This is a genomic window from Arcticibacter sp. (assembly GCF_053551015.1).
On the sequence record NZ_JBMQOB010000022.1, the window covers coordinates 119528 to 133972 of the forward strand.

At 45.6% G+C, this 14445-nt stretch carries 8 protein-coding genes and 1 tRNA gene; 1 reads left to right on the forward strand and 8 read right to left on the reverse strand.

All coding sequences use genetic code 11. From position 1 onward, the window contains the following. From ACO1NU_RS15795 to ACO1NU_RS15820, 6 genes are all read right to left on the reverse strand, one after another. Positions 1-8331, reverse strand: coding sequence for a PKD domain-containing protein (locus ACO1NU_RS15795; RefSeq protein ID WP_448819464.1), 8331 nt, complete (start codon positions 8329-8331; stop codon positions 1-3). Between the two features lie 73 nt (positions 8332-8404). Further along, positions 8405-8668 (reverse strand): hypothetical protein, encoded by a 264-nt coding sequence (locus tag ACO1NU_RS15800; protein WP_448819465.1) that lies wholly within the window; start codon positions 8666-8668, stop codon positions 8405-8407. A 715-nt stretch (positions 8669-9383) separates the two neighbouring features. Then, positions 9384-9458, reverse strand: a tRNA-Val gene (locus ACO1NU_RS15805). A gap of 94 nt (positions 9459-9552) precedes the next feature. Then, positions 9553-10062 (reverse strand): glutathione peroxidase, encoded by a 510-nt coding sequence (locus ACO1NU_RS15810; protein WP_448819466.1) that lies wholly within the window; start codon positions 10060-10062, stop codon positions 9553-9555. 30 nt (positions 10063-10092) lie between these two features. After that, complete coding sequence (locus tag ACO1NU_RS15815; RefSeq protein ID WP_448819467.1) at positions 10093-11733, reverse strand: NAD+ synthase; 1641 nt, start codon at positions 11731-11733, stop codon at positions 10093-10095. A 37-nt stretch (positions 11734-11770) separates the two neighbouring features. Then, on the reverse strand, positions 11771-12391 hold the full coding sequence (locus ACO1NU_RS15820; RefSeq protein ID WP_448819468.1) for an outer membrane beta-barrel protein: 621 nt from the start codon (positions 12389-12391) through the stop codon (positions 11771-11773). 23 nt (positions 12392-12414) lie between these two features. Here ACO1NU_RS15820 and gldB point away from each other — a divergent pair, with 23 nt between their 5' ends. After that, positions 12415-13446: a gliding motility lipoprotein GldB gene (gene gldB / locus ACO1NU_RS15825; protein WP_448819469.1), complete on the forward strand. Its 1032-nt coding sequence runs from the start codon at positions 12415-12417 to the stop codon at positions 13444-13446. 3 nt (positions 13447-13449) lie between these two features. Here the strand turns inward: gldB and ACO1NU_RS15830 are convergent, their stop codons facing one another. Further along, positions 13450-14112 carry a hypothetical protein gene (locus tag ACO1NU_RS15830; protein ID WP_448819470.1) on the reverse strand — a complete coding sequence of 221 codons (663 nt, stop codon included), beginning with the start codon at positions 14110-14112 and terminating at the stop codon, positions 13450-13452. Positions 14113-14181: 69 nt separating this feature from the next. Beyond that, the gene (locus ACO1NU_RS15835; RefSeq protein ID WP_448819471.1) at positions 14182-14403 is read right to left on the reverse strand and encodes a hypothetical protein; all 222 of its coding nucleotides are present in this window, start codon (positions 14401-14403) and stop codon (positions 14182-14184) included. Between the last annotated feature and the right edge of the window lie 42 nt (positions 14404-14445).

A 14445-nucleotide genomic window follows, 5' to 3' on the forward strand; every position in this document is an offset into this window, starting at 1 on the left:
TTAGCGTACCAGATTTATATATCCTACCGTCCGGCGAGATCCTTTATCGTACTTCATTCCCTTCCACTCAGATCCATCAATAAACTTGGCCTGGACTTTCCATATGTACACACCTTGCGGAGCGGGAGATCCTCCCGCATATCCGTCCCAGCCTTCCATCGGACTGCCTCTATCATCGAGTTTATCCGTTTGCCATATGAGCTCGCTCCATTTATTAAAAATCTGCAGGGAGTAAGTGGCTATTCCGGAACCTTTCGGTAAGAATGTTTTTAAATCAACGATCATACTCGCCGGCTCAAATCCACTGGGGACATATAGATATCCCGGAACACCTTCAATCCGGACGGTTTTGTTCAAAACATCTGAACAACCGGCTTCTGTAGTTACTTTGAGCGTAACCTGGTATTCCCCAGGCTCGCGGTAAGTATGACTAGGACTTGCTTCTGAGGATTTTGCGCCGTCACCAAACGTCCAGTCGTACTGCTTAATATCGCCGTCGCTTGTATTCTTGAATTCAAAGGTGAAATCCGGAACTTTCACTACCTCACCAGGGATTACATCAAACCTGGCGACAGGAGGCGGCGATACTGTTATGTACTGTGTCCTTACAGATGTATTATTACAGCCGAACTCTCCGTATGCAGTCAGCTTTACATTGTAGGATGCCTGACTGAAGGTGTACCTGTGTTTCGGGTTTGCTTCCGTCGAAGACGTTCCATCTCCAAATTCCCATAAAAAGCAGGTAGCGTGCAGAGACCGGTTTTCGAAAGTCACCGTTATTTGCGAGCAGCCTCTTTGAACGTCAGATGCAAACGCAGCCTGCGGGACAGCAGCAATGCGGATTGTTCGGGTCATTACATCGGTACATTGCCCATCATACGCTGTCAGCCGGAGCTGGTAAGTCCCCGGCTTCCCATAAATATGAGACGGCGCCTCAGATGTTGACACCGGAGAACCATCCCCAAAGTTCCACTCGTAAGAAATTGCGCGCTTACTCAGATTCCTGATCTGGACTTCAAGTTTTCCGTAGCAACTCAGACTATCTCCAATGGTAAAATACGCCTGCGGTTTAGGATAGGTATTGACTGTTTTCTGTATGCTGTCAACTTTGCAACCATACTTATTTGAAACAATGAGCATCAAAGAATACGTAGTATCCTGCAGCCTGGCGATAACCCGAGCGGGAGTCTTTTCTCGTGAAACAAGCTGCCCATCTAAATACCAAGAATAGCTATCTGCAAACAAAGACGTATTCTTTATATCCAGAGTAAATGGAGCACAACCTCTATCAGATTTTAACTCAAAAGCAGCTACCGGAAGAGGGTTATTCTTTATGTTGAGCGAGCTTGTATCTGAGCATCCCGAAATATTAAAGGTGATAAGCTGTACTTTGGAAGTATAAGGCAGCGAAGCACCCGCCGGCACAGTGAACGTATGAGCAAGGTTCTCTTGTGTGGAAACCTGCTTCCCATTCACCAGCCATTTGTATGTGAGGGAGTTTTTTATTTGTGAGGCCGACTTGCTGGTAAACCGGATAAGACCTGAGGTTCCACAGATCAGCGAGTCAGAAGCCGTAAATCCTGAAACCGGGCGCTCAAGCACTTTGATTGTCCTGGCTACACTATCTACACATCCATTCGCATTAAAGGCCAGCTCCGTGATCTTGAAAATTCCGGGCTTCGTGTAGGTATGTTCAGCATTGTATCCGCTAGCGATATTATACGGACTGCTGCCGTCACCAAAGTCCCAACGTACTGAAGTAGCGTCTGATGGAGTTGTGCTAACCTTTATGGTGAACGGGGCACAGTTTAGTGCAGACGAATTGCTGGTGAAATTTGCAACAGGAAGCGCCAGAATCTCCACCTGCCGGGTAAATACATTACTGCACACGCTTCCGTCGGGATGTGTTTGGAACGCGGTCAGCCGAACAGTATATACTCCTGCGTGTGGGAAAACATGCTTCGGCGTTACCTCATTGCTAAAGGTTCCATCTCCAAAGTCCCACGAATATGTCGTAGAAGGACCCGGCTCGACAGAGAACCTCACCGGGTCATTCTTACAATACGTTTTGTTTTCAAAGGTAAAGTGTGAAGTGGGCGCACCATACACTGTTACTACTTCGCTCGTGAGTCCGGAGGAGCAGCCGTTGGTTGCCAGCATGCTCACTTCGTAAACTCCCGGTTGGGTAAAGGTATGTTCTACAAAGGCCGGTGCACTGGAGGTCGTTTGAGTACTTCCATCTTTAAAATCCCAGTGAAACAGATTAGCCCCTACGGAGTTATTTTTGAATCTGACTGTGAAAGGTGCACATCCAAATTTCCGGTTGCCATCAACGACCAACTCAGGTGTGACCGTATTCGGATAAACGACAATATTATGTGTACTCGAGTCGATAGCACATTCATTTTGAACAAAGAGTTTGATGGTAATCGTATCCGTCTTTGTCGAATAAAAGGTGTGGCTTACCGGCTCTTTATCGTTCATCTCTTTCTTGCTGCCGTCGCCAAAGTCGAATGAGTACCTGGCGGGACCACCTGCCGACTGGTTGCTGAAGTTTACTGTTAGTGGAGAACAGCCCACAACGATGTCGGGCGAGAACGCTGCTCTTGGTGCCGGACGAACAATAACTGAATCACGATATTCTGTTGTTAAACAGCCAGAGCTTACCTTTAAGCTAATGACATACGTGGTGTCACGATGATTTGGATGGGCTTCGAAGACAATGCGTCCGGGTTGTACTTCAGTAGATGTTTTTCCGTTTCCAAAATCCCAGAGAAAGTCGCCTCCACCCGATGGTGTCGACGTGTTCGTAAACGTTACTCCCAGAGGCCCACAACCTTTCATCTTGTCTTTGGTGAACCGGGCAACAATGTTCTTAGTCGTCCGGAACTCAAGCTCCTTAGTATCTTCTTTGCATCCGAAACGGCTCTTCGTCACCAGCTTGATCACTACTTTCCCGCCATCTTCTTCGATCGTATATCCGGGGAACGTCATTCCCTTGCCTATGGAGATGCCGTCAGCAAACCACTCGTAATCAGCATTACGATCCTCGTAAGGAGTCAAGCGTATGACGTTCTTTAGCTCGAAAGGAGCACACGATTGATAAACAGGCGCCGAAAACTCTGCTTTCGACAAAGGATTAATAACGATGCGAACGCCTGCACTAATGTTCATCTGCTCTCCGTTGCAAAGAGCAGTCGCGACAAGCCTGCGGAACCATGTTGTCTTTGACAAAATGCCCGGAGTATAATCCTTGTCTGTAGCATTATCCAGATCAAGCCAGGTTTGCCCGTCTCCGCTGGACTGCCATTTGTAGGTGTAATGATTATCACCTCCGGTCGGATAGCTTCCGCTGATAACAGATGCAGCTTCACCAAAACATAAAACCTGTTCTTCTGAAAGGAAATTGTTTGCGATGGGCGGCTGTACTGTCACATAAATGGAGTTACTGATTGATGAACAAGGCCCTGAGCTTACCGTACGACGAACATATCCCGAGCGGATGAACAAATAGCGCAGGTCACGCTGACTTGCATTCACAACCGGCGCCCAGTTCTGTTCATCTTCGCTTATCTCCCATTGATACCTATATATCGTGTTGCCGCCTTTAGGGGCTTCTCCGAAAATGGTAAGCGTTTGACCGCTGCAAATAGTTGTAGTTCCTGATATCTTGTTTTCGATAGCCGGATAATTGTATATGGTCACATCACTTTCGCTTGGATCACAAACGTTATTAGATATGCTCCATCTGAATACATATACCCCTGGGGAAGCTCCGGCTACTTTTGTATTAAAGCGCAATGGATCCCCGATATGACAGACTGGCCCGCTGATCTGCTTCCATGAACCAGTTCCTTCCTGAGGCATATTGCCTTCTAAAAGGAATTCAGCTGTGTTGCAATGATATTGGTCGGAACCAGCATTCGCAGGTGTAACATTAGGCAGCACTTTAACGGCTGCCTCCGTAGACAAGACTTCTACGCATGCTCCATTCCTGACCACGGCCCGGAAACGGGCACTCTGCTGAGGCAGGTAGGTAACTGATGGTCCGTTCAATCCGGCCAGAAGAGTCCAGGTCCCATCATCCAATGACTGTTCCCATCTGAGCACATCACCGACGTGACCGGAGACTTTCAGATTGATAGGCTCACCGATACAAATCTTTGATTTACTAAGCGAGAGTTCGCCGCCAACCGACTGCGCATCTACTTGTACTTTCACCTGGTTGCTATGCACCGAAAAGCCGCAGTCAGAGGCCTGACTAATTTTGACTCTGAACGAGGATGTTTTATCAAGAGCAGGAGGGGCATATTTGAAGCCGGTAGCTCCGGGAATATCAACAAACGTACTTCCATCTGTGGATATCTGCCATTGAAGATCATCCTTCGGAGAATACGGCCCAAGGCTCATTTCAGATGGCGCCTCTCCTTTACATATAGCGATATCTGGAGAACCTATTCTCCCTACTGTAGGATAGGCTATCACCGAGACGAGCACCTGATCACTGCTTTCAAGACAAGTTAAATCATTACTCCGTGCATCTGTCTTTAATTTCCACTCCAGCGTATAAATGCCCTCTACCAGATTGCCGATCCTGGTGGTTGGAGAACTGACATCTGAAAATTGTATCGGCGCAGGCCCTGATACCAGCCGCCAGAATCCCGATTCACCGTTTGTGGCATCGGGCAGGTTGCCGGCCAACACCGTAAAGTTATTTGAGTTATCTTTCCCTATACATACTTTCTGATCTGCTCCAGCTACTGCCTGAGTGACTGGCTTCCTTACCTGAATAGTCATCCTGGAGCTTTCGTCGCGACATGGCTCAAGTCCGGAAATAACCCATTCAAGTGTGTATGAATTTTCTGGGCTGAGGTTGCTTACAGTAGCACGATAGTTATGGCTGTCAGGTGTAAAAACCAGTTTGCTGTCTGGATTCACATCTTTCCAGGTGCCAACAAAACTGCCCGGGTCGTTTCCATTTAACTGGTAAGAAGACTGATTACACAAGACCTGACTCTCACCTGCGTTTGACTCGGGTGCTCCCGGATTGATAATGACTCCTATAATCTGACTGCTTGTTTCACATTGCCCATAACTACTAACCTGCCTGCGATACTTTGTGGTGATCTGAGGAGATACGGAGATGGCTTCTCCCGATGCTCCCTTTACCGGCTGCCATGTGGTAGACCCCTCCTCTTGTTGTTCCCATTTAAATGTATACCTGGCAGGAATAGCTTCGCTATCTCCTCCGCTGAGCGTCTGAGTGGTTAAGCGTACTTCTTCGTTTTTGCAGGAAACACTTCGGTCTGATTTAATCGTGTTTAAAATGGGAGAAAGGACATGGATACTCACATTGCTTGGAGTGCTACCGCAAATTCCATTTGTGATCTGCCAGGCAAACTCATAATGCTGTCCGTCTTGTAATCCGCTGATAGTAGCGTCGCTTCTTTTCTCGTCATCGAATACCACCGGAGAACCTTTGATTTGAGTCCAGGTTCCTGTTCCTACTGTAGGCTTGTTCGCTTGCAGAGTAAAGGAGGAAGTCCCGGCGCATATATTCCGGTCAGGCCCTGCATCCGGCTGAGTAGGTGATGGAATAACTTCAATCCTCGTTACCGATGAATATTCTTCCGAACACTCGCCACTCCTGACGACTGCTCTGAATAAGGTTGACACGGTGAGCTTATTATAGCTCAAATTAGTTCCGGTATAAGAAATGGGCACCCAGTTTGCTCCATCGTCTGTGGAGCTTTCCCACCTCAGCACATTCCCGGTATGATCATCCAGTCTGATGCTCCCTGCCGCGGATACCACGCAGTAAATTGCCTCGCCGCTGGTCTTTCCTCCTACAGTCTGAGGATCTGCTTTTACTTCGAAAGGCTCTGACCTCACTACAGTCTGACATCCTGAGATCCGTCCTTCGCTGGCCACGTTCACTCTGAAGAAGGTAGTTTGCTGTATGGGCGGAAACTGATATACATCGGCGACGTTGGAAATAGTCGTCCAGTTGATCTGGTCTACGGAGGACTCCCAACTAACGATTGCCCCTGAAAAATCGGAGAGCTTCAGCGTCCCGCCAGTTCCTTTACATACGCTTTGATTGCCTGACAACTTTCCGGCAACAGGCTTAGGATAAACGGTCAAGGTCATTTCATCATACTCAGCACATCCTGCATCATTGCTGACCGTCCAGCGGAGATGGTAAGTACCGGGTATAAGACCCGCCACTATGGCGTTCGGACCCTTGTCATCGCTGATGAAAGCATCAGAAGGCCCGTCAACGACAGTCCATTTACCAGACTCCTGATGCTCTGGAGTGTTGGCATGAAGCTGATAGGTTGTCCGTTCCTTTCCTGGGACGTTATCGCAAACGTAATCATCGGGTCCGGCGTCTTTGGTTATGGGACCATAAAAAGTGAGGATCAGCTTGTCGTTAACAGGACGACCGCATTCACTATCATACGTTACACTTACTTCATAAATACCTGGCGATTCAAATTTCACTACCGGATACGCATTAGCCTGGCTATTGTCTAAAAACTGGTAGTTTCCTCCGCTTATCTCCCATTTGTATATCTTGTTCTTTGCGAATCCTGTATAAACCGGTCTCAGGTTGATGTCCTTTTCGAAATCAAGAGTAAAAGGAAAGTCTTTGCAGTATTTCGGATTAAGATCAGGCAAGTTAACCGTAAGCGGGCCGGCCACAACGAAGGGCTTCTCAAACGTGAGAGTCTTACATGCATTAGTAGATTCCAGGATCAATATATAGTTTCCGGGTGTAGAAACGGATATGCGAGGTTGAAAACCGTTTTGAGGATCAATAAAACTAATCCCGTCCTTTACCTCTGCTCTCGTTTCTGCGTCGACAACCTTCCAGAGCCAGGCTACACCACAGTCTCCGTTTAGCTTGGTGGTGTTGGCGGTAGTGAGAGTAACCGGGCCTGAGCCGGGTACCAAGCACGCTGCCGTTTGCGTATAGTCGAAATTGAGAACAGGATCAGCTTCTATACACACGTCGAGTACCTTTTCAGAGGGCGGGCAGCTATTATTACTAGCGACGAGCTTGATGCTGTATGTTCCGACTCGTTGAAAACGGTGTGTAAAATGAAGATCGTCTGAATATACCTTCCAGGCACTCTCAGGCTCTGATTTTTCCTTTACATACCAGAGATAAGAGGTATAGTTCGTGCAAGTGGTACCATCAGAACTTTCTGATTGCCCGGGAATACTTTGGTTGGTAAAGGTGGTGATTTCATTCACGCATCCTCTCTGACCAGGTATATCGAAAGATGCAACAGGCGACCTGAAGACTTTTGGATACGTTGTAATGGGGGTGTTTGCGCCCGTGCAGAACGGGGCTACAACAAAAATATTAGCTTGATAAGCATTATATACCGGAACTTTAAGATCAATTGCTGGTCTGCCGCAGGAACTTTCGGTATAACGGTGTTGAACAACCCCTCCAGATGTCTTTAGTTCACCTTGTGTGATATAGTCGATTATACCGTCTCCCCAATCAAATTGGTAGGTAAGTCCCGGATAATTGGCTAACATGCTCCCGGGATTTTCCGGAGAGGGCGCGGCCATATTCACTGAATACCTGATACGTTCAGTGCCTTCAGGGCTACTCGCCGGGTCGGGAATACAAGCGATCTGGCTTCCATCAGACTGCAAACTGATCTTACTCGGCGAGTTCAGAATTACATAGCTCTTTGTAGATACAACATCCTGATACCGGGCTTTGAATGAGACGGTGTAGTATCCCACACGTAATTTCAGGGTATACAGGCTGGAACCGTAAAAGTCAAATGATACCTTCCCTTCAGACTGTTGATAGTCGTTCATCAGAACAGCCGACACCACGGCGTTCGGAGATGACGTGTTTTTGATAACGAATTCGTTGCCATCTTTAACACCTGAACAAAATCCCCACATCTTATCCGGAAGCAGGATCCTGTTGTTATCAGTGGGCCCGATACGAATCTGAGGTGCTGTGCCGGATACAATTCGAATTGCTTTAGCATAGTCGACGTAATATTGTCCGTCAGGAGTCGTGACTCCTACGCGCAGCTTATAGGACGTTCCCGGTGGTAAACCAGAGGGAATCGTTCCATTGATATACGTCGTAAAGTGACTGTCGAAAGTACCTATGGGACTGTTCGTGTTGAATTGCCCATGCTCGTCCGACAGAAACAACTTAAATGCGGAACCTTTTTTAAGGCTTTGATTTAGCTCTATTGGTACTGTGATATCGCTTCCCGGGGCGTAAGGACCAGGATCTGTTTCCCCTATTGTTGCTACCTGAGCACCCACAGAAAAACTTATTAGCATGAACAGCACGAAGGAACAGTTCAGTATGAATTTCCTAAACATGAGGGAGCAAGAAAGTAGGTTCAGTTTAGGTCTACATGATTACAAAAACATAAATGATCAAGCCAAGAATCATTTGTCCTGCAAGTACAGCCAGATATATCGCTCTATTCTCTGCCGATGTCAAAGGAACACCGTCCTCTTCATCAATCGTGGCAGCAGAAGTTCGATGTAGATCGCTATCTATAGGATTACTGTCAACCAGGTGACTGCTTTCGTTTCGGTCGGTTGGCACATGGCGTGACGATCTTCTATAGGCATCTCTTTGTACCTGATAGGTGGTGCTGTTTAGGTTCATAATCTTCTGTTGAAGATGCAATACTAATTAAGGAAGCGAATAGGAAATGTGACGACGGTCACCTAATTGAGTGACATTATTTAACTAATAGATAAATGTTCGAACATTATTTATACAAAATTTCACATCAGCATGTGAACATCTAATTAGACCACCCTCATTATTGCTGTCTTTAAGTCTGGTAATGAGGAATAGAGGTAGCAATGAAATCTGTTGCTGCGCTTGAAATGCGGTTTATAGTTAAAACATCGTCCCGGCAATAAACGAACCGGATCTACTTTGGGATTTCGGCAAAATCATGTAACAAAATAGTTTCTTTGATGCTGGCCAGATTACATCCGCCCGAAAAGCCACAACTGGGTGTATGCGTTTATGATTCGTTGAAATGGCTGGACTGTAGAATGTCATTCCTCCTTTGCTGGCATTAGGGAGCCACTCTCAACACAAGCCAAAAAGCAGAGCGGAATTCGCTATGCTGCAAACAGGTACGTTGATAAGAGTATGGAGAAAAGATACAGGCTGCATCTTGAAACCGGGAATCAAGCGGTATAAAAAGTATTTTAAGGACAGTGGATGGGTTTTTGCTTTTTTATAAACCTGATCCACTATTTGGAACCTAATCTGCAACATTCATAACCAGTTCCCAGATATTCACTACCATAAGTGAGGTGCAAAAAAAAAGCGGGAAGACTTTATTAGGTCTTCCCGCTTTCTGTGGAGGCTACTGGGTTCGAACCAGTGACCCTCTGCTTGTAAGGCAGATGCTCTGAACCAGCTGAGCTAAGCCTCCTTTTCCCCTACCTTGTTTCGGTTTGGGATTGCAAATATATTATCATAAATGTACTTTGCAAAAAATAATTTTAAAAAAGAGATACTGATCTGGATTACAGATACTTTGTTAATTCTGCTGACAAAGGCTCAACTTTAGACCTGAAACGATGGATAAGTTTACCGTTCTCGTCGATGAGGAATTTCTCAAAATTCCAGTTAATGTCTCCGGTAAAATCAGGGTTTGCTGCGGTTGTAAGATACTTAAACAGATCCGCCTGACCCTCACCTTTAACGGTTACTTTATCACTCAGCAGAAAAGTCACGCCATAGTTTGCCTCACAAAATTCCTTGATCAGCTCATTGGAGCTAAGTTCCTGCTTAAAATCGTCGGCCGGGAATCCAATTACCACCAGCTTATCCTTGTACTGCTTAGAGAGCGACTCTAAGCCCGCATATTGCTTGGTGTAGCCGCATTTGGAAGCCGTGTTGACGATCAATATCTTCTTGCCCCTGAAAGCCTTCAGATCGACGCTCTGGCCATCAATAGACTGAATCTTGAAATCGTGAACAGACTTAGCTGGCGCGAAGAACAGCGTCATCAGGAGAATAGTTAATAGTTTCATCGTGATATTTTGTTAATTGACAATATGCGCTTAAGAAAGATATTTACCAACAAGTGGCATTCTTCGTCCCATACCAAACGCTTTGGGCGATACTCTAAGTATCGGAGCTGTTTGATATCTTTTAAATTCAGCCATGTTAACCATTTTAAGGGTCTTTCTTACCAGTTCTTCATCGAAACCCTGTGCTATGATTTCTTTGGAGCTTTTCTTGAGTTCGATATACTGGTAGAGCAAGGCATCAAGTGTATCATAGTCGGGCAGGGAATCGCTATCCTTTTGTCCCGGTCTGAGCTCTGCTGATGGTGGCTTTACAATACTGTTGCGGGGAATAATCTCACGATCACGATTGATGTGCTCCGCGAGCTGGTAAACCTGGGTTTTATATACATCTCCCAAAACAGATATTGCGCCTGCCATATCACCGTACAATGTACCATAACCTACTGCACACTCACTTTTGTTGGAGGTATTAAGTAGAATGTAGCCGAACTTATTAGAAAATGCCATTACAACGATAGCACGGCATCGCGCCTGAATGTTTTCTTCTGTAGTGTTAAAGGGTAATCCTTTAAACGCGGGCTCCAACATCCCTTCAAATGCATCTGCTGCATCCTTGATTGCTATTGTATAATGCTGGCAGCCCAGATTATTAACAAGGTCTATAGCGTCGCTTACTGAATGGTCGGTAGAGTACTTCGAAGGCATCAGAACGGCCATTACATTTTCCGGCCCGAGTGCTTCTGCTGCAAGGGCACATACTACAGCGGAGTCTATTCCTCCCGACAATCCAAGGACTGCTTTGCTGAACTCAGACTTGTGAAAGTAATCTTTGATGCCTAGCAGCAGTCCCTGATGAATCTGCTCTATGTCAGACATAGGAAGATAGGTTACTGGTTCTAATCCTTGTATCTCCTGGCCATCGAACTCGAAAACATGGAAGTCTTCTTCAAAGTACTTCATTTGGTGAAGAAGTTCGCCTTGCTTGTTGAATGCGAATGATCCTCCGTCGAAGATAATTTCCGTTTGTGCGCCCACCTGGTTCACATATAAAAGTGGCAGGTCATACTTTTTGCAGTTCTCACTGAGTACCATTACGCGATCATCATCGTGCACGTATGAGAACGGTGACGCCGCGATATTCAGCATCAGAGCAGGCTTCTCCTTAATCAGCTCATCCATCGGAGATATCAGATAAAGGGGATTATCTTTCATATTCCACAGGTCTTCACAGATCGTTAAGGCGATGCGGACACCTTTGACTTCGATACATTTGAAAACAAGTCCGGGTTCGAAGTAGCGATACTCGTCGAAAACATCGTAATTAGGGAGGAGCGCTTTGTTGACTCTTGATGTCACTTTTCCGTCCTCTATTACATAGGCTGAATTAAACAGGTCCTTGCCTTCAATCTGTTCGTTACGGGTTGGTGCACCAATTACACATACGATCCCGCTACACGCTTCGGCGATCTTTGCTATAGACTCCTCACAGAGATCGATGAATTCTGAAAATTCGAGAAAGTCACGTGGCGGATATCCGCAAACAGCAAGTTCAGCGAAAGCGATCAGGTCAGCTCCCTCCGCTTTGGCTTTATTGATCATGCTGATGATCTTGTTCGTATTTGCTTCAAAGTTACCTATGTGGTAGTTTAATTGGGCAAGAGCTATCTTCATGCGAAAGGGTTTTAAAAGTTTGAAAAGTGGCTGTCTTTTAGAAAAAGACGCCGAGTGTTAAAGCAACATAAGAGTTCTTCAGCTTGTCGCCATCCTTGTTCATCGTTGTGAAGCCACTGTTGTATGTAACACCTGTAATCACATTTAGGTTTCCGTTTACTTCCCACTCAACACCTGCTCCAGCTATCATGCTTAAGCGAAAGAAGTTGATAGCGGATGCGATATCTACATCAGTCCGTTTTGGAATACCTGGACCTTCGCTAATGTCGCCTTTAGCACCGATCTTGAACCCGGTACCTAGACCAAACTGTCCGTAATAACGACCTATGTCAGTTGGCTGACTTTTTAATTTTAGCGTTAGCGGAACTTCAATATATCTGACTTTGTAGTTTATCGAGCCAAAATCCCCGGCTGCCCGGCTATTGAGAGAGGTAATAGTGAAACCCGATGCGAAATAGTAGTTAGAACTGAAGGCAAAGTCGGCAAGTACTCCGTATGACACGCCTGCACGGGTACCATCCCCAGGAGATCCTTCACCTGAAACCCAGCCAAGGTTTGGTGACACAGTAAAGCCTAACTGTGTATTGCTGCCCGATATCTGCGCCGAAGAAAGGTATGGCGAAACAATGCAAAGGAGTGCAAAAAGAAGTTTTTTCATATTTTCGTTTTCTCAATTTAATTATGTCATTCAAAAGAATTGTCCAAATCTACTCGTTTTTTTTAACTGCACTACTTCTGGTTGGTTGCACTGGGAAAAAAGCGGTCGATGTAAGTCACATTGACGTGAACCTCCACATAGAACGATTTGATAAAGACCTTGGAACACTACAAGCCGAGAACATTGCTGAAGCTCTGCCGGTTTTAGAAAAGAAATATTCACCGTTTTACAGGGACTTTGTGGAAGGGATGCTCAATGCAGGGAGCACTTCTGATACGGCGTACTATGCTAACATGCGCTTGATACTTCAAAACAAAGACTTCAGCGCACTAAACGCCGAGATATCCAGTACCTTCAAAGATCTAAGTGGAAAGGAAGAGGAGCTTCGCGACGCCTTTAAGCACATTAATTACTATCAGCCTGCCGTGGAAGTGCCTCGTATAATCTCTTTCTTTTCCGGATTTGGGGTTCAGGTCCCCCTGGGTGAGAAGTATATCGGAATTGGATTGGACATGTTTCTGGGCGCTGACTCGAAGTTCTATCCGGCCTTGCAACAGAGTATTCCGAGGTATATTTCCCGAAGGTTCACTCCCGAAAATATCACTCCACGGGTAATCGAAACTTTTGTACGAGAAGACATGTTTCCAGAACCTGATAACCTGAATACGCTGATGGACAGAATGATTTATAACGGAAAAATCCTGTTCTTCATGCAGTCTGTATTACCAAACGTCCCCGATTCCCTGATCATTAACTATACAGGTGAACAGCAACAATGGGCAGACAAGTATGAAGCAGATATATGGGGCTATTTTCTTGAACGGAATCTACTGTATGAAAGCGACTACATGAAGATCCAAAAGTTTCTTACAGAGGCTCCTTTTACGCCCGGCATTGGCGAGAGAAATGAGTCTGCGCCAAAGCTTGCTTTGTACATAGGATGGCAGATTGTGAAGAAGTATATGGAGAGAAATGAGCATATAGATCTGCCGGAGCTGATGAAAAACACGAACTACCAGCAGATCTTAACTGACTCTCATTATAAACCTAAGTAGTGCTTATTGGGCAAGTGTGTTGACAGCCTGAATAATCGTTTTACCGTCTATGCCTAACCCTCCGGAATATACTCTTCCGTTTGCCAACTGCCCCAAAGGTCTTCCCGGGGAGCCGGATCTGATCTGACCGAATATTACCGCAAGATCTGATTGTGGATTGGTATGATAGCCTCCCCCCCGATTGTTGATCTTTATATAGGCCGACTGTTTGGAAGTTTGAATTTGCGGCTTAACTCCTGATGCGAGATAGTTGAGAGTAACGTTTCCGCCATTTCCATTATCGAACTTCCGGTTGGCATTCTTGGCATCTTGCCCGGAAACATTTATTTGCAGGTCTTTCAAGCTGGCAAAGTGTATGTCAAGCTTGACATTAGTACCATTATTTTTACCATCATTCCCGCCGATCCAGGCGCCCTTGTCTATAATAGCATGGCGGACGACCATGCTGACATCCTTCTTGTTCAGAAACTGAATCTTAGCATTCGGACGCATAACAAGTGTATCTATGAAAATAGATACACTTGAGTCCTTTGAGGAAAATTCGTATGAGTCGCGCTTGTCGATAACAAGCTTGCTGATTTCGATAACTTTTGGCTTTGGCTTCGTTTGAGAACTAGCCATAAGCGGGGCACAGAGGCCCAGGAATAACACTAATCGCTTCATCATAAAACCATTAACGATTAAATGATGTCATTCGTTTATTTATTCCATAAAGATGGAGTAAATAAATATATTTTATTGCAGTACTTTATAAACAGCTCGTAGACAAATACCTACCCCTACTACCAGGATCAAATTTGAAACTGCATCAATTAAAGACCAGTCACCAAAAAAACGTAGTAGCACACCGATCATCGTGATCACGATGCCGATAGTAAGAAGTTGATAGTGTGCAGGATTATTCGCGTTGGCGTTTTGCTCGCCGATGTTACGTGTAGTTCTGTTTGTATTTTCCATTTGTTCTAATGCTGTGCTAAGTTACAAACTTAGATAAAATAA